The sequence below is a fragment of the Serratia sp. 4542 genome, from assembly GCF_016805595.1.
Taxonomy (GTDB): Bacteria; Pseudomonadota; Gammaproteobacteria; order Enterobacterales; family Enterobacteriaceae; genus Serratia; species Serratia nevei.
This window is the reverse complement of record NZ_RXKV01000003.1, coordinates 244,117-261,124: the sequence shown is the minus strand read 5'-3', so window position 1 is coordinate 261,124 and position 17,008 is coordinate 244,117. Positions and strand designations below refer to the sequence as shown.

At 57.7% G+C, this 17,008-nt stretch carries 19 protein-coding genes; 9 read left to right on the top strand and 10 right to left on the bottom strand.

Going from position 1 to position 17,008, the window contains the following annotated elements:
• Nucleotides 1-140: 140 nt before the first annotated feature.
• From fabF to yceD, 8 genes are all read right to left on the bottom strand, one after another.
• Nucleotides 141-1,382, bottom strand: a complete 1,242-nt coding sequence (fabF, locus tag EKL15_RS03655) for a beta-ketoacyl-ACP synthase II (protein ID WP_049197999.1) — start codon at nt 1,380-1,382, stop codon at nt 141-143.
• Between the two features lie 82 nt (nt 1,383-1,464).
• A complete protein-coding gene (gene acpP, locus EKL15_RS03650; RefSeq protein ID WP_004719003.1) occupies nt 1,465-1,701 on the bottom strand; it encodes an acyl carrier protein in 237 nt (78 codons plus the stop codon).
• 154 nt (nt 1,702-1,855) lie between these two features.
• The gene (gene fabG, locus EKL15_RS03645; RefSeq protein ID WP_016928193.1) at nt 1,856-2,590 is read right to left on the bottom strand and encodes a 3-oxoacyl-ACP reductase FabG; all 735 of its coding nucleotides are present in this window, start codon (nt 2,588-2,590) and stop codon (nt 1,856-1,858) included.
• Nucleotides 2,591-2,601: 11 nt separating this feature from the next.
• Entirely contained in the window at nt 2,602-3,531 is a 930-nt protein-coding gene (fabD, locus tag EKL15_RS03640) for an ACP S-malonyltransferase (protein WP_100396543.1), read from the bottom strand.
• Between the two features lie 18 nt (nt 3,532-3,549).
• Nucleotides 3,550-4,503, bottom strand: a complete 954-nt coding sequence (locus tag EKL15_RS03635) for a beta-ketoacyl-ACP synthase III (RefSeq protein WP_025302411.1) — start codon at nt 4,501-4,503, stop codon at nt 3,550-3,552.
• A 6-nt stretch (nt 4,504-4,509) separates the two neighbouring features.
• Nucleotides 4,510-5,544, bottom strand: a complete 1,035-nt coding sequence (gene plsX, locus EKL15_RS03630; protein ID WP_071845251.1) for a phosphate acyltransferase PlsX — start codon at nt 5,542-5,544, stop codon at nt 4,510-4,512.
• A gap of 11 nt (nt 5,545-5,555) precedes the next feature.
• Nucleotides 5,556-5,723, bottom strand: a complete 168-nt coding sequence (rpmF, locus tag EKL15_RS03625) for a 50S ribosomal protein L32 (protein WP_004927778.1) — start codon at nt 5,721-5,723, stop codon at nt 5,556-5,558.
• A gap of 16 nt (nt 5,724-5,739) precedes the next feature.
• Entirely contained in the window at nt 5,740-6,261 is a 522-nt protein-coding gene (gene yceD, locus EKL15_RS03620) for a 23S rRNA accumulation protein YceD (RefSeq protein ID WP_004927780.1), read from the bottom strand.
• 141 nt (nt 6,262-6,402) lie between these two features.
• Between yceD and EKL15_RS03615 the strand changes: the two genes are divergently transcribed.
• Entirely contained in the window at nt 6,403-6,984 is a 582-nt protein-coding gene (locus EKL15_RS03615) for a nucleoside triphosphate pyrophosphatase (protein WP_084826406.1), read from the top strand.
• 6 nt (nt 6,985-6,990) lie between these two features.
• Here EKL15_RS03615 and rluC read toward each other — a convergent pair whose 3' ends face one another.
• The gene (gene rluC / locus EKL15_RS03610; protein ID WP_038875510.1) at nt 6,991-7,950 is read right to left on the bottom strand and encodes a 23S rRNA pseudouridine(955/2504/2580) synthase RluC; all 960 of its coding nucleotides are present in this window, start codon (nt 7,948-7,950) and stop codon (nt 6,991-6,993) included.
• 552 nt (nt 7,951-8,502) lie between these two features.
• On the opposite strand from rluC, the gene rne reads away from it, so the two are divergent.
• The gene (rne, locus tag EKL15_RS03605) at nt 8,503-11,877 is read left to right on the top strand and encodes a ribonuclease E (protein ID WP_203088806.1); all 3,375 of its coding nucleotides are present in this window, start codon (nt 8,503-8,505) and stop codon (nt 11,875-11,877) included.
• A gap of 62 nt (nt 11,878-11,939) precedes the next feature.
• Here the strand turns inward: rne and EKL15_RS03600 are convergent, their stop codons facing one another.
• Complete coding sequence (locus EKL15_RS03600) at nt 11,940-12,227, bottom strand: putative quinol monooxygenase (protein ID WP_197785523.1); 288 nt, start codon at nt 12,225-12,227, stop codon at nt 11,940-11,942.
• Between the two features lie 213 nt (nt 12,228-12,440).
• Here EKL15_RS03600 and pyrC point away from each other — a divergent pair, with 213 nt between their 5' ends.
• From pyrC to EKL15_RS03565, 7 genes are all read left to right on the top strand, one after another.
• On the top strand, nt 12,441-13,487 hold the full coding sequence (gene pyrC / locus EKL15_RS03595) for a dihydroorotase (RefSeq protein WP_060440211.1): 1,047 nt from the start codon (nt 12,441-12,443) through the stop codon (nt 13,485-13,487).
• 75 nt (nt 13,488-13,562) lie between these two features.
• Nucleotides 13,563-13,802, top strand: coding sequence for a DNA damage-inducible protein I (gene dinI, locus EKL15_RS03590; RefSeq protein ID WP_203088804.1), 240 nt, complete (start codon nt 13,563-13,565; stop codon nt 13,800-13,802).
• 130 nt (nt 13,803-13,932) lie between these two features.
• A complete protein-coding gene (locus EKL15_RS03585) occupies nt 13,933-14,211 on the top strand; it encodes a hypothetical protein (protein ID WP_038875495.1) in 279 nt (92 codons plus the stop codon).
• Between the two features lie 201 nt (nt 14,212-14,412).
• The gene (gene bssS / locus EKL15_RS03580; RefSeq protein ID WP_004927812.1) at nt 14,413-14,667 is read left to right on the top strand and encodes a biofilm formation regulator BssS; all 255 of its coding nucleotides are present in this window, start codon (nt 14,413-14,415) and stop codon (nt 14,665-14,667) included.
• A 141-nt stretch (nt 14,668-14,808) separates the two neighbouring features.
• Complete coding sequence (solA, locus tag EKL15_RS03575; protein WP_126180784.1) at nt 14,809-15,924, top strand: N-methyl-L-tryptophan oxidase; 1,116 nt, start codon at nt 14,809-14,811, stop codon at nt 15,922-15,924.
• 216 nt (nt 15,925-16,140) lie between these two features.
• Entirely contained in the window at nt 16,141-16,767 is a 627-nt protein-coding gene (locus tag EKL15_RS03570) for a LuxR C-terminal-related transcriptional regulator (protein ID WP_038875489.1), read from the top strand.
• A 122-nt stretch (nt 16,768-16,889) separates the two neighbouring features.
• A complete protein-coding gene (locus EKL15_RS03565) occupies nt 16,890-17,006 on the top strand; it encodes a DUF2770 family protein (RefSeq protein ID WP_203088802.1) in 117 nt (38 codons plus the stop codon).
• Nucleotides 17,007-17,008: the final 2 nt, after the last annotated feature.

Below are 17,008 nucleotides of genomic sequence, written 5' to 3'. Positions count from 1 at the left end.
CCTCCTGTTGCCGGGCTATTTCATTACGCTCGCAGGATAGCAGGCGGCGAGACGATACGCAGCCCCGCCGGCGGCCAAACGGCGGGCGTAAAAAAGCCCGGTTAAAAAACCGGGCTTTCGTCAGCTATCCGCAGCGCGAGTTACACTCGGCGGAAGATCAGCGAGCCGTTGGTGCCGCCGAAGCCGAAGGAGTTACACAGGGTGAACTCCATATCGCTGACCTGGCGCGCTTCGTGAGGCACGAAGTCCAGATCGCAACCTTCATCCGGGTTATCCAGGTTGATGGTTGGCGGTACCGCCTGATCGCGCAGCGCCAGCACGGTGAAGATAGACTCGATCGCGCCTGCCGCACCCAACAGGTGGCCAGTCATCGATTTGGTCGAACTCACCAGCACGCGGTGGGCATCGGCGCCGAAGACGGATTTCACCGCCTGCGCTTCCGCCTGGTCACCCGCCGGCGTAGAGGTGCCGTGCGCATTGATGTAGCCGATTTGTGACGGGGTCACACCGGCGTCAAGCAGGGCATTTTCCATCGCCAGCGCAGCGCCCGCGCCGTTTTCCGGCGGCGACGTCATGTGATAAGCATCGCTGCTCATCCCAAAGCCCACCACTTCGGCGTAGATTTTCGCGCCGCGTTTTTTCGCGTGCTCGTACTCTTCCAGCACCATCATGCCGGCACCGTCGCCCAGCACGAAGCCGTCGCGGTCTTTATCCCACGGACGGCTCGCCGCCTGCGGGTTGTCATTACGGGTGGACAGGGCGCGAGCTGCGCCAAAGCCGCCGACGCCCAATGGGGTGCTGGCTTTCTCTGCCCCACCGGCCAGCATCACGTCAGCATCATTGTAAGCAATGATACGCGCCGCATGGCCGATGTTGTGCACACCTGAAGTACAGGCGGTGGCGATGGAAATGCTTGGGCCACGCATGCCGTACATGATTGTCAGGTGGCCTGCAATCATATTCACGATGGTGGATGGCACGAAGAACGGACTGATTTTCCGTGGGCCACCGTTAACCAGTGAACTGTGGTTTTCTTCGATCAAACCCAGGCCGCCGATGCCGGAACCGATCGCGGCTCCAATGCGGGTGGCGTTAGCCTCGGTGATGTCCAGGCCTGCATCCTGCATGGCTTGCATGCCGGCAGCGATACCGTACTGGATAAAGGCGTCCATCTTGCGCGCATCTTTGCGAGAGATGAAATCCTCAGAATTAAAATTCTTTACCAGGCCAGCAAACTTGGTCGCATAGGCAGTGGTATCGAAATGGTCGATCAGGCTGATGCCACTCTGACCGGCAAGAAGAGCGTTCCACGTGGACTCTACCGTATTGCCGACAGGAGACAACATGCCCAGTCCGGTCACAACTACTCGACGCTTAGACACGTTTGTCCTCCAGGGAGGGAAAAATATGACACTAGGGATAGAAAAAACTTAGGCGGTCGAACGACCGCCTAGATATGTTCTCTTACTGCTGGCTAGCGTTGATGAAATCAATAGCTGCCTGAACAGTAGTGATCTTCTCAGCTTCTTCGTCTGGAATCTCGGTGTCGAATTCTTCTTCCAGTGCCATTACCAGCTCAACGGTGTCAAGAGAATCAGCGCCCAGATCTTCAACGAAAGAAGCGTTGTTCAAAACTTCTTCCTGTTTAACACCCAGTTGCTCAACAATGATTTTCTTAACGCGTTCTTCGATAGTGCTCATACTCTTAAATTTCCTATCAAAACTCGCTTTCGCGATGGTTTTCGTAGTGTATAAAATGCTGAAAAAGATGCAACTAAATCCCGGCTGGTCAAACCACGATTTTACGCTATTTTGCGGTTTTTGCCTCAAATAACGCAAATGGTTTTCACATTTTTTAAATCATGTACATGCCGCCATTGACATGTAACGTTTCACCGGTGATATAGCCGGCCTCATCAGAGGCCAAAAATGCAACAGCGCTGGCGATTTCTTTAGCATCGCCCAGCCGGTTGGCTGGAACTGATGACAAAATGCCTGCGCGTTGATCATCTGTCAACGCCCGTGTCATGTCCGTCTCAATAAAGCCAGGTGCCACGACGTTGACCGTAATGCCACGCGAAGCAACTTCACGTGCCAAAGATTTGCTAAAACCAATCAGACCGGCTTTAGCCGCCGCGTAGTTCGCCTGCCCTGCGTTCCCCATGGTGCCGACAACGGAACCGATGGTGATGATACGGCCAAACCGCTTTTTCATCATAGCGCGCATTACCGCTTTTGACAGGCGGAATACGGAAGTCAGGTTGGTGTCGAGGATATCCTCCCACTCGTCATCCTTCATACGCATCAGCAGGTTATCACGCGTGATGCCGGCATTATTCACTAAAATGTCGATTTCGCCAAATTCGGCGCGAATCGATGCCAGCACGCTGTCGATAGATTGCGCATCAACAACGTTCAACATAAACCCTTTACCGTTTGCGCCCAGGTAGCTGCTGATCGCTTCAGCGCCGCTCTCGCTGGTTGCGGTGCCGATCACTTTGGCGCCGCGTGCCACAAACGTTTCTGCAATAGCTCGGCCAATACCGCGGCTCGCGCCGGTGACCAGAACGATTTTACCTTCGAAGCTCATCATTTTCCTCTTTATTGTTCAAGCGCCGCCGACAGGCTGGCGGTGTCGTTCACCGCCGCAGCCGTCAGGGTGTCAACAATACGTTTAGTCAGGCCGGTCAGCACTTTGCCCGGCCCCACTTCCAGCAGCGACGTCATTCCCTGTGCTGCGATAAATTCTACGCTCTCGGTCCAACGTACCGGGCTGTACAGCTGACGCACCAACGCGCTGCGGATCGCTTCCGGATCGTTTTCGGTACGCACGTCGACATTGTTCACCACCGGCACCTGCGGCGCGTTGAAGGTGATGTCCTGCAGCGCCACGGCCAGCTTGTCGGCGGCCGGCTTCATCAGCGCGCAGTGCGAAGGCACGCTTACCGGCAGCGGTAGCGCACGTTTGGCGCCGGCGGCTTTGCAGGCGGCGCCTGCGCGCTCAACCGCTTCTTTGTTGCCGGCGATGACCACCTGGCCCGGCGAGTTGAAGTTGACCGGAGAAACCACCTGCCCTTGCGCAGACTCTTCACACGCTTTGGCGATCGCGTCGTTGTCCAGACCGATGATGGCGTACATCGCGCCGGTGCCTTCCGGCACCGCTTCCTGCATCAGCTTGCCGCGCAGCTCGACCAGACGGATCGCCGCCTTGAAGTCCAGCACGCCGGCGCAGACCAGCGCCGAGTATTCGCCCAGGCTGTGGCCCGCCATCAGCGCAGGCGCTTTACCGCCCTGCTGCTGCCAAACGCGGAAAATCGCCACCGAGGCGGCCAGCAGAGCCGGTTGGGTCTGCCAGGTTTTGTTCAGCTCTTCCACCGGGCCTTGCTGCACCAGCTGCCACAGGTCGTAACCCAGGGCGGAAGAGGCCTCGCCGAAGGTTTCTTCGACGATCGGAAACTGTGCGGCCAATTCGGCCAGCATGCCAACGGTCTGTGACCCTTGGCCCGGGAAAACAAAAGCAAATTGCGTCATTTTTTCTTCCTGTCCAAATCAGAAACGAACCAGCGCCGAGCCCCAGGTAAAGCCGCCGCCGAAGGCTTCCAGCAGCACCAGTTGGCCACGCTGAATTCGCCCGTCGCGCACGGCTTCGTCCAGCGCGGAAGGCACCGAGGCGGCAGAGGTGTTGCCGTGACGATCGAGCGTCACCACCACTTTGTCCATTCCCATGCCCAGTTTTTTCGCCGTTGCGCTGATGATGCGCAGGTTGGCCTGGTGCGGTACCAGCCAATCCAGCTCGCTGCGGTCCATGTTGTTGGCCTGCAACGTCTCATCGACGATGCGCGCCAGCTCGGTAACCGCAACCTTGAAGACTTCGTTGCCCGCCATGGTGACATAGGCCGGCTTGTCTTGATTCTGACGATCCTTGTACGGCAGCGTCAGCAGGTTGCCGTAGCTGCCGTCGGCATGCAGATGGGTAGACAGAATGCCCGGCGCTTCAGAAGCCCCCAGCACCACCGCCCCTGCGCCATCGCCAAACAGAATGATGGTGCCGCGATCTTCAGGATCCAGCGTGCGCGACAAGACGTCCGCGCCGATAACCAGCGCATGTTTGACCGCGCCGTTTTTCACGTACTGATCGGCCACGCTGAGCGCGTAAGTAAAGCCGGCGCAGGCCGCAGCCAGATCGAACGCCGCGCAGTCTTTGATGCCCAGCATTTGCTGCACCAGGCACGCCGCGCTCGGGAACGCGTGAGTGGTCGTGGTGGTCGCCACGACGATCAGCCCAATGTCTTCTTTAGCCACACCTGCCATTTCCAGCGCTTTCTCAGCGGCCTGGAAGCTCATCGTCGCAACGGTTTCATCCGCAGCGGCGATGCGACGTTCGCGGATACCGGTACGCGTGACGATCCACTCGTCAGAGGTATCCACCATTTTTTCCAAATCAGCATTGGTGCGCACTTGTACGGGCAAATAACTCCCCGTACCGAGAATCTTTGTATACATGTACGATCAGTCACTCTTAGGTAATACAGCCTCAAGGCGCGCAGCAATCCTTTCCGGGACTTGCCGCTGCACCGCCTGCACAGCCTGTTCGATTGCGACTGCAAACGCGTGAGGGTTCGCAGCGCCGTGGCTCTTGACTACGGTGCTGCGCAATCCTAACAGACATGCGCCATTATACTGGTCGGGGTTCAGGTGGCCGAACCGCTTAACCACCCGTTTTTGCAACCAACGGCCCAACAATTTCAGCCACCACGCTTGCTTGTTTCCGTCGCCGGACGATTTCAGCAGCGATAAGAACACCCTGACCACCCCTTCCATGGTTTTCAGGGTGACGTTGCCCACGAAGCCATCGCAAACCAACACGTCGGTCTTACCGGTGAGCAGTTCGTTTCCTTCCAGGTAACCAATATAGTTGATTGCCGGAGTATTTTTTAGCACAGCGGCCGCTTCGCGGATATTATCCAGGCCTTTGGTCTCTTCTTCGCCAATATTCAGCAGCGCCACCCGCGGTTGCGCAATGCCGATCACCTCTTCCGCCATCACCGCGCCCATCACGGCAAACTGCACCAGCATGGTGCTGTCGCACTCGACGTTGGCGCCCAGATCCAGCACCACGGTTTTACTGCGTTGCTGATTCGGGATCGCCGTCATCAGCGCTGGGCGTTCGATGCCCTCCAGCGGCTTGACCAACAGCTTCGCCAATCCCATCAGCGCACCGGTATTGCCGGCGCTGACGCAGCCCTGCGCGTTTCCGCTGCTGAGCTGCTCGAGCGCAATGCGCATCGACGTGCCGCGGCTGGCGCGTATCGCTTGTGAAGGTTTGGCGTCGCCGGCAATCACGGACTCGGCGGGCACGACTTGCAGACGCTCCAGAAGAACCGGATCGGCGTGGGCAAGCAAAGGGGAGATGACGTCGGGATTGCCGACCAGCAGGAGATGAAGCTGTAAATTAGAGGCCAGTGCCTGCAACGAAGCAGGCACTGTGACGCAGGGACCGAAGTCCCCGCCCATTGCATCTAACGCCAGGGTTAGACGAGTCAAGGTATCGCTACTTAGCCGATAACCTTGCGACCGCGGTAGAAACCGTCGGCAGTGATGTGGTGACGACGGTGAGTTTCACCGGATACTTTGTCTACAGACAGAGTAGTCGTGGTCAGAGCATCGTGAGAACGACGCATGCCACGCTTGGAACGGGTTGGTTTATTCTGTTGTACGGCCATGGACCTTACTCCTCAATTACTTACGCTTTAAACTGGCTAATACGGCAAACGGATTCGGTTTCTCCGCCTCGGGAGGCAGTTGGCCGAATACCATGTCCGCTTCGGACACTTCACAGTGTTCAGATTCATGTACCGGAACGACAGGCAGTGAAAGAATAATTTCGTCTTCAATCATTGCCAACAGATCGACTTCGCCAAACTCGTCAACTTCGATCGGTTCGTACGCTTCCGGTAATGCCTCAGCCTGCTCATCATTGACGACCGGGCTAAAACAATATGTTGTGTGAACCTGATGTTCGAACGGGACTCCACAGCGTTGGCACATCAACGTTACCGTGACGTCCGCATGCCCTGTTATCACCGCGAGGCGCTGATTGTCGATATTGAACGACAACGACACCTCGACATCACTGTCCACACTGACCACGGAGTCGGCAACACGAGTAACCTGCTCAGGCGCATAGACACCAGCATAGTCCAGGCGTTTCTGAGCGGTACGTACCGCATCAATGGTCAAGGGTAATTTTACCTTTTGCATAGGGCGCGCATATTAACTTTGTAACGACATAGAGTCAAAGAAAAAGGCCGTAAAACGGCTCCTTTCACCAATATTCGCTTCCACAGCGGCCGACAGTTTAAAATGCCGTACCCATTTACGCTACGGTTTGCGAAAAAAATTATGCAGAGATTGCTTTTAGCCTCCACCTCCCCCTATCGAAAAATGCTGCTGGAGAAGCTGCAGCTACCCTTCGACTGCGCCGCACCCGAGGTGGATGAAACCCCACTGCCGGGTGAAACCGCCGAAGCGCTGGTGCTGCGCCTGGCGGCGGCGAAGGCTCAGGCGCTGGCCCTCGCCTATCCCGAGCATCTGATCATCGGCTCCGATCAGGTCTGCGTGATCGATGGCAACATCACCGGCAAGCCCCATACCGAGGAGAACGCCCGGGCGCAGCTGCGCCAGGCCAGCGGCCAGGCCGTGACTTTTTATACCGGCCTGGCGCTGTACAACGGCCGTAGCAAGCAGCTGCAGGCCCTGTGCGAGCCGTTCCACGTGCATTTTCGCGCGCTGAGCGAAACGGAGATCGCTGCCTATGTTCGCCTGGAGCAACCGCTGAACTGCGCAGGCAGTTTTAAGAGTGAAGGATTGGGGATCGCACTGTTCGACAGGCTGGAAGGCCGGGACCCGAACGCCCTGATCGGCCTGCCGTTGATCGCGCTGTTGGAGATGTTGCGGGCTGAGGGCATCAACCCGCTGGTCTGACGCGGATTACTTGGCCGCCTGCCGGCGCAGCACCTGCAGGCAGTGGCGCAGCTCTTCGTCCATCGGCGCTTCGATGCGCATCGTTTCGCCGGTGGATGGATGCTCAAAGCGCAGCGCTGCGGCGTGCAGGAACAACCGCTTCAGGCCGGTACCCGCCAGCTGGCGATCGAACTCGCGGTCGCCATAGCGATCGTCAAAGGCGATCGGGTGCCCGGCATGCAGCGTGTGCACGCGGATCTGGTGAGTGCGCCCGGTTATCGGGCTGGCCTTCACCAGGGTGGCGAATTCGTAACGCTCTTCCACCTTGAAGCGGGTTTCCGAAGGCTTGCCTTCGCTGCTGACGCGCACGATGCGCTCACCGCTTTGCAGAATGTTTTTCAGCAGCGGCGCCTGTACGGCCTTGCAGTGGGATTGCCACTGGCCGCGCACCAGCGCCAGATAATCCTTCTGCATCCCCTTCAGCCGCAGCTGTTCGTGCAGCGAGCGCAGCGCGGAGCGCTTCTTGGCCACCAGCAGCACGCCGGAGGTGTCGCGATCCAGACGGTGCACCAGCTCGAGGAAACGGGCTTCCGGGCGCAGCGCGCGCAGCCCTTCGATCACGCCGAAGCTCAGGCCGCTGCCGCCATGCACCGCGGTGCCGGAGGGCTTGTTGAGGATCAGCAGGTGGTCGTCTTCATAAAGGATGCAGTCGGCCAATGCGGCTACCTTATCCAGCTTGGCCGACACCGGCGTCTCTTCGCGCTCGGCCACCCGTACCGGCGGCACGCGCACCACGTCGCCGGCCGCCAATTTGTATTCGACCTTGATGCGCCCTTTATTGACCCGCACCTCGCCCTTACGCACGATGCGATAAATCATGCTCTTCGGCACGCCTTTCAGGCGAGCGAGCAGAAAGTTGTCGATTCTCTGACCGGCTTCGTCGTCGGAAATCGTGATGAATTGTACTGCTGGATTGTTCGTTTTCATGGTGCGGGATTCTAAATAGAGCGCGTGAATAGCGCCACATCTTTTTCTGTGCTTAACTGTCTCTCTGACGGCGGGCGAAACCCCAGCGGACAATAAGGCAGCAAGCCGATTTGAACGTTTGCGATTTCTTCCGCAGTTAAGGAAAAGTCACCTTGCTATAACGGCATCAGCAGTGGAATAATGCAGTCACTTTCCGCGTTGATTCTCGTTAAACAGGGAAAACGGTGGAATTATAAAATTTGTCTGATCGCGCAAAAACGCAGCAATGGCGTAAGACGTAATGCGAAATCAAACAATTAGCGGGCTGCGGGTTGCAGCTTGGCCGGCAAATGGAATCAGATCTGTCGACGTAAATCAGAGGCTATTCCCCTAGTAAAAGTGCTGTCTTTCACAAAGAAAAGCAGGCTTACCGAGATAATGCGCCCCTATGCAGGCGACAACCGTGAGGTTGACGGCTTTGCGAGAAGACACGGGGCTTTCGGTTTAACTCCGGCCATGAGGTTATTTTGCCCGCAGCTTTGTCGATAATGTAAAAATAACGAGTAAGTTAAGATGAAAAGAATGTTGATTAACGCAACTCAGCAGGAAGAGTTGCGTGTTGCCCTCGTAGATGGACAGCGGCTGTATGATTTGGATATCGAAAGTCCGGGTCATGAGCAGAAAAAAGCGAATATTTACAAAGGCAAAATCACCCGCATTGAACCAAGTCTTGAAGCAGCGTTCGTGGACTACGGCGCAGAACGACATGGTTTCCTCCCCCTTAAAGAAATCGCCCGCGAATACTTCCCTAGCAATTACTCTTCCCATGGCCGCCCGAACATCAAAGATGTGCTGCGCGAAGGCCAGGAAGTCATCGTTCAGGTAGACAAAGAAGAACGTGGCAACAAAGGCGCCGCCTTGACCACCTTCATCAGCCTGGCGGGCAGCTATCTGGTGCTGATGCCGAACAACCCGCGTGCCGGTGGTATTTCCCGCCGCATCGAGGGCGACGATCGCACCGAGCTGAAAGAAGCGCTCTCCTCGTTGCAACTGCCGGACGGCATGGGCCTGATCGTTCGCACCGCGGGCGTAGGCAAATCCGCCGACGCGCTGCAGTGGGATCTCTCCTTCCGTCTGAAGCACTGGGAAGCGATTAAAAAAGCCGCCGAAGGCCGCCCTGCGCCGTTCCTGATCCACCAGGAAAGCAACGTTATCGTGCGCGCCTTCCGCGATTACCTGCGCCCGGACATCGGCGAAATCCTGATCGACAACCCGAAAATTCTCGATCTGGCCAAAGAGCACATCGCTGCGCTGGGCCGCCCGGATTTCAGCAGCAAAATTAAACTGTACAGCGGTGAAATCCCTCTGTTCAGCCACTACCAGATCGAATCGCAGATCGAATCCGCCTTCCAGCGTGAAGTGCGCCTGCCGTCCGGCGGCTCGATCGTCATCGACAGCACCGAAGCGCTGACCGCCATCGACATCAACTCCGCCCGCGCAACCCGCGGCGGCGACATCGAAGAGACGGCGTTCAACACCAACCTGGAAGCGGCGGACGAGATCGCTCGCCAGCTGCGCCTGCGTGACCTTGGCGGCCTGATCGTCATCGACTTCATCGACATGACGCCGGTTCGCCACCAGCGCGAAGTGGAAAACCGCCTGCGCGACGCCGTGCGCCAGGACCGTGCGCGCATCCAGATCGGCCGCATTTCCCGTTTCGGCCTGCTGGAAATGTCCCGTCAGCGCCTCAGCCCGTCGCTGGGCGAGTCCAGCCACCACGTGTGCCCACGCTGTAACGGCACCGGCACCATCCGCGACAACGAATCGCTGGCGCTGTCCATCCTGCGCCTGATCGAAGAAGAAGCGCTGAAGGAAAACACCAAAGAAGTTCACGCTATCGTGCCGGTTCAGGTCGCTTCGTACCTGCTGAACGAAAAGCGCGAATCCGTCAGCGCGATCGAAAAACGCCAGGGCGGCGTGAAAGCCGTCATCGTGCCGAACGATCAGATGCAAACCCCGCACTACTCGGTGCTGCGTGTGCGTAAAGGTGAGGAAACCTCTACCCTGAGCTACCTGCTGCCGAAGCTGCATGAAGAAGACATGGAGCGCCCGCTGGAAGATGCGCCGATGGAACGCAAGCGTCCGGAGCAACCGGCCCTGGCTTCCTTCTCCCTGTCCGCCGATGCGCCGCCGCCGGCTGAAGAAACTGTCGCCGTGGCCAAGCCTGCCGCTGCCGCCGCCAAGGCCCAAGCCGCAGCGTCGGTCGCCGCCAAGCCGGGCTTCTTGGGCCGCCTGTTTGGGGGTCTGAAGAGCCTGTTCGCCGGTGAAGAACAATCTGCCGTCGAAGAAGCCAAACCGGCCGAAACGCCGAAGGCGGAAGGCAACGGTGAAAACCGTCGTCAGGATCGTCGCGGTCAGCGCCGTCAAGGCACCGGCCGTAAAGAGCGCGGTGAGCGTGGTGATCGTCCGGAGCGCGGCGAGCGTAAAGAGCGCGGTGAAGGCCGTGACAATCGCGAGCGCGACAACCGTGAACCGCGTGAGAACCGTGAAGGCCGTGAATCGCGTGAATCCCGCGATGAACAGCGCCGTAACCGCCGCAACCAGCAGCAGAACGCACCGGTCGCTGAGGAAACCGCCTCGGAAGAAAGCGCTAAAGCGCCGCGCGAAGATCAGCAGCAGCGTCGTGAGCAACGTGCTGAACGCCAGCGTCGTCGTCAGGAAGAGAAGCGCCAGGCTCAGCAGGAAGTGAAAGCGCTGGAAAGCGTTAACACGGTCGAGAGCACCGACGAAGAGCAGGAAGAACGCCAGCAGCAGAACATGCAGCGCCGTCAGCGCCGCCCTCTGTCGCAGAAAGTGCGCATCCTGTCTGCGGAAGAAGAACTGCAGCGTGCAGCGGAAGAGCTGTTGGCGCCGAAAGCGCCGGTCGCGAAAGCCGAAGACGCGCAGCCGACCGCCGACGACAGCGTCAAGCTGCTGCCGGAAACCGTTGCCGCTCAGCCGGAAGACGATACCCAGGGCGAAAACCGCGGCAACGGCGAAGGCATGCCGCGTCGCTCCCGTCGTTCACCGCGTCACCTGCGCGTCAGCGGCCAGCGCCGCCGCCGTTACCGCGATGAGCGTTACCCGCTGCAATCCCCAATGCCGCTGGTGGGCGCGTTCGCTTCGCCGGAAATGGCGTCGGGCAAAGTCTGGGTAAGCTACCCGGTTGCTCAGGTTGAAGAAGCCGAAGTGCAGGCCGAAGTCGTAGAACAGGCAGCCGCACCGGTTGTCGCCGCAGCGGTTGAACAACACAGCGTTGCAGTGGAAGAAACTCAGGCTGCGGCCAGCGTCAACGAGCCGGCACCAGAAGCTGCCGTTGAAACTGCAGCCGTCACCGTAACGGAAGAAGTTGCAGCCGTGGCACCGGTCATCGCCACTCCGGCCGAGCAAACCCCGGCACCGGTGGAAACCGCACCGGCACCTGCCGCAGTTGAAGAGCCGAAAGCGGAAGAGACTGCCCCGGCAGTGGAAGCCGAGCCGGTAGCTGAAGCCGTAACTGCAGAACCTGTGGTTGAAGCCAAGCTGGTGGAAGAGAAGCCTGTGGTCGAAACTGCACCGGTAGAAGCCACGCCAGCGGAAGAAACGCCAGTGGCAGAAGCCGCACCTGCGCCAGCCGCCGTAGAAGCCGCTCCGGTCGAAAAAGTCCCAGCGCCAATCGCCGCGGAACCTGCGCCTGTGGTTGCTCAGCAGCCGGCACCGGTGAAAGCCGTGCAGGACGTGCTGTACAAACACATCGCCACTGCGCCGATGACCAAAGCGCCTGCGCCGGCCTACGTGCCGGAAGAACGCAAGCACAGCGACTGGCAGCGCCCTTCCTTCAACTTTGAAGGCAAAGGCTCGGCAGGCGGCCATTCGGCGGTGAGCCAGGCGACTGCGCCGGCCACCAAGCCACAGCCGGTTAACGAATGAGTTAATCTGCAACCCTAAAAAAAACCCGCCATCGGCGGGTTTTTTCTTGCCTGTAAAAAGGCTCAGGCTATCTTTTTCAGTTTCTTGATGTCCAAAACGTCCAACTTGCCGTCAAGCCGGCTGACGAACTGCTGAAAATGCGCCGTCTCATTATGCTTATCCAGCGCTTCGCTGCTGGTCCAACGCTCAAAGAACACGAAGACGCCCGGCTTTTCCAGATCGCGATGTAAATCATACTGCAGGTTGCCCAACTCCTGGCGGCTCGGCTCGATAATATCGTGCACCGCTTCGCTGACGGCGGCTTCAAATCCCGCTTTCGCTTGCAGGGTGGCGATAACGCGTACTTCCATTGCTTTCTCCCTTTCCACTTGATGAAGGTCGACGGTATTGGCGTCGGCATCGTTGAAATCTCTGCCACTATGCGCCCGCCGCCCTATTGATTTCAACTTGTCGCCAACAAACAGATGCATCTCAGGCACTTTCCGCTTATCCTTACACCCCGGCGTGAATAAACCCATTATTCGCTTTTCATTAGACGTATTTGACCGCCGGAGCCTAGCTAGATGACCGCACAACCTCAAGTTCTGAAAATCCGCCGCCCAGACGACTGGCATATCCACCTGCGTGACGACGAGATGCTGAAAACGGTGGTGCCCTATACCAGCCAGGTATTTGGCCGGGCGATCGTGATGCCGAACCTGGTTCCCCCCGTAACGACCGTGGCCGCCGCGCGCGCCTACCGCGATCGCATTCTGGCGGCGGTCCCGCAGGGCCACAACTTCACTCCGCTGATGACCTGCTACCTGACCAACTCCCTGGCGGCCAGTGAACTGGTCAACGGCTTCGAGCAAGGGGTGTTTACCGCCGCCAAGCTGTATCCGGCCAACGCTACGACCAACTCCAGCCACGGCGTCAGCGACGTGACCGGCATTTACCCGCTGTTCGAACAGATGCAAAAAATCGGCATGCCGCTGCTGATCCACGGCGAAGTGACCGATCCTGCCGTCGATATTTTCGACCGCGAGGCGCGCTTTATCGAACAGGTCATGGAACCTATCCGCCGCCAGTTCCCAGAGTTGAAGATCGTCTTCGAGCACATCACCACCAAAGAAGCGGCGCAATATGTGCAGGCAGGCAATCGTTTCCTCGGCGCCACCATCACGCCACAGCACCTGATGTTCAACCGCAACCACATGCTGGTGGGCGGCATTCGCCCACACCTGTTCTGCCTGCCGATCCTCAAGCGCAATGTCCACCAGGAAGCGCTGCGTCAGGCGGTCGCCAGCGGTTCGGATCGTTTCTTCCTCGGCACCGACTCCGCGCCGCATCTCAAGCACCGCAAAGAATCCAGCTGTGGCTGCGCCGGCTGCTTCAACGCGCCGAATGCCATCCCGGCTTACGCTGCCGTGTTCGAACAACTCGGCGCGTTGGAGCACTTTGAAGCCTTCTGCTCGCTCAACGGCCCACGCTTCTATGGTCTGCCGCTCAACGAAGACTTCATCGAGCTGCAGCGCGTGCCGACCACCCAACCGGAAGAGATCGCCCTGGGCAATGAATCCGTGATCCCCTTCCTGGCCGGTGAAACCCTGAACTGGTCGCTGAAAAACTGATATTTTTGCTTCGCCCTCTTGCCCCCGCACCCGGTTAACTGTATAAATAAACAGTAAATCGCTTCGGGGGCAATTATGCGTGTTGAAGTCACTATAGATAAAACCCGGCCGCTGCCGGCGGGTGCCATTGAGGCACTGACCGGCGAACTGGGCAAGCGGGTCAATAGCCAGTTTCCAGACGCCGTCGTGCAAGTACGTTATGCCGGCGCCAACGGCCTCTCCGTGCTGGGAGGCGCCAAAACCGACCGGGATCTGATCGAGGAAATCCTTCAGGAAACCTGGGAAAGCGCGGACGAGTGGTTCAGCGCAGAATAACACTGCAATGCTGTTTTTGCCGGGGGTCGCTCTCCGGCTTTTTTGTTTCTGGCGCCCTGCCCATTCATCGCTTACCCTTACTTTGGAACAAAATCCGCCTCAGCGCTGTATTTAACGCAAAGGAGTAAGCATGGCCCCGGACAAGGTGAAATCCGAAGACGCGATGACGTTTGGTGAACTGCTGGCGCTGATTGCCGATCAGAAAAGGCGCTTGAACGTATTGGAAGTGGCTTTCTCTTATCTGGCCTTCAGCCTGGATGACAAAGCCAACCAACTGCTGATCCACAGCCTGAAGCTGGAATCGCACAGCCAAAACCGCGACGCCGAAACGCAGAAACATTTCGCCCATTTGGCCGAAGAGCTGGAAAAATGCCTGCACGGTTCACCGCCGCCAGCCGGCGCGGAATAATGCCCTGCGCTTTATTCATCCAAAAATTCGCATACCGGTTTGTAGAATAATTGTTCAAATAAATATTTATTTTGCAAATTTCGGTGACAACCCCCTCCACCGATGAAAGCGGATGCGTATACTGTAATTGCTCTCATGATGATGAGCCGCATTGATCCTCGTTAGTCACTCACGGTAGTTACTACTCAATAAGGGGTCTTTATGGACAGAAATGATGAAGTAATTCAGACGCACCCGCTTGTCGGTTGGGATATCAGTACTGTCGACGTTTACGACGCCATGATGATACGCCTTCATTACCTGTCTTCACTAGACCAAACGCCAGAAGAAGCCCAAGTAGACAGAACGCTTTGGCTGACCACAGATGTCGCCCGTCAATTAATCAATATCTTAGAGGCCGGCATCGCCAAGATTGAAGCTACGGATTACCAGGATCTTGATCGCAGAAAACATTGATTCATCGTCCCCTAACCCCTGAGGCGCCGCGACCCATTCCCGGCGCCTTTTTCTTTGCCTTTCGCCGTTCAATCAGTGCATTGCGCTCGGCAACCTTTTATCATGGGGCGATAAGAAATCGCTATCAGAGAGGGTGGGCACGTGGAATATGATTTGATTGTGGTGGGCAGCGGTTCAGTCGGCGCGGCGGCAGGGTATTACGCTACCCGGGCCGGCTTGAAAGTGCTGATGATCGACAGCGCCATTCCCCCGCACCGCAACGGCAGCCATCACGGCGATACCCGCATTATCCGCCACGCTTACGGCGAAGGTGAAAAGTACGTGCCGCTGGTGCTGCGCGCACAGGCGTTGTGGAATGCGCTGATTCAACAATCCGGCGAGGAACTGTTCCAGTCGTGCGGCGTGATCAATTTGGGGCCGCAGCACTCCGAATTCATTCGCAATGCTCAGCAGAGCGCGCAGAAATTCCGCCTGAACGCACAAACCCTCAGTGCCGAACAGATCGCTCAACGCTGGCCGGAATTCCGTGCGCCGGAAGGTTACGTCGGCGTTTTCGAGCCGGACGCCGGCTTCCTGCGCTCCGAGCTGGCGGTGGCCAGCCTGATCAAGCTGGCGAAAGAGGCCGGCTGCAGCCAGCTGTTCAACTGCCCGGTCAGCGCGGTGGAGCCTATCGATGGTGGCGTTGCAGTCGTCACCGGCGAAGGGCGTTTCACGGCGCGAAAAGCCGTGGTCACCGCTGGCACCTGGGTGAAAGCGCTGTTGCCGCAGCTGCCGATTGCGCCATTGCGCAAGGTTTTCTCCTGGCATCAGGCGGACGGCCGCTACAGCGTGAACAATCGCTTCCCGGCCTTTACCGTCGAAGCGCAGGACGGCACGCACTATTACGGCTTCCCGGCGGATAACGACGGCCTGAAAGTGGGTAAACACGACGGTGGGCAGCCGATGGACGCCCCCGAGCAGCGCAAACCCTTCGGTAGCTACGCCAGTGACGGCACCGAAGTTTTCTCCTTCCTGCGGCAGTTTTTGCCGGGTGTAGGCGTATGTTTACACGGCGAAGCCTGCAGTTATGACATGAGCCCCGACGAAGACTTTATTATCGATACCCTGCCGGAGTGCGATCGCCTGATGGTCATCAGCGGATTGAGCGGCCACGGCTTCAAGTTCGCCAGCGCGCTGGGTGAGATTGCCGCCCTGTTCGCGCAGGACAAAGCGCCGCCGGTCGACGTCTCCAGCTTTGGTCTGAAACGATTTAGCTAAGCGAAAGGTTTCTCTGTCCAGGTTGCCGTCGTGCCCTGGACAGCAAAATTTGGCAGTTACAATTTATTAACCTGCTAACTCTTTTAAATACCAAGTAAAAATTCTGATAACGGAAATTTCTTGCATTCAGCATTTGAATTTCCGAATTGAACACTTGCAGTGTAAGTCCTATTTTACAGAAGATATGCTCCATCGGCTTTCAACAAGGACGTCACCATGAAACTACTTGTCGTGGACGAATGCTGCTTCACCCGGGTCGGTATAGCCAGCTACTTTGCTGATAGTGGGATTACAACGATCAAGTGCTGCCACAGCATTGAGTACGCTACGCCGCTGTTGGCCAGCTTTCAGCCGAGCCACATTCTGGTGAACCTCAGCAACCAGTGCCGCTATAACGAAGCGGACGCACAGCTGCTGGCGTTTATGGAAGCCAGTCAGTCTGCCTTGCTGTTTATCTATCTCGATACGCCTTACCCCTACAGCGAAACGCCAATGCGCATCGCCGATAACGCGTTCCTGTTCAATAAAAGCATTCTGCCACTCACCTTGCGCACGCTGCGCGAAAATCCGCTGGCGCTGGCCGATGACGGCGAAGAGCGTTCCCTGTTCAGCCCGCAGGAACTGACGGTGATGAAATATTGGATGGCAGAAATGCCCAACTACCGCATCGCGAAAAAGCTGCAGATCAGCTCGCATACGGTGTATGTGCACAAGCGTCACATCACGGAGAAGATCAACGCGCGCAACCGGCTGGAGTTCTACTCGCTGTATAACGTGCTGCGTTATTTCTACCCGCCCAGCGCACCAACGAATTCGACGCCGCTGGCGCTGCTGGCGGTGTAACATCAAGCCTGCGATAACGCAGGCTTTTTTATCGCCACTCTTCCAGCGCTCACGCGCGCCCCGCTATAAAAGGTGCCGAGAAAAGGACTATAATCAAAGGTCTCTTTCTTCAGGCGGCTGAAATGTTAAACCGAATACTGGCGGCTATCGTCAACAACGTGCGTGAGCACCTGGTGCTGTATCTTTGTCTGTGGCTGGTGCTGCTGGCGCTGGATGTCTTTTTTTTCTTCGTGATGTAACC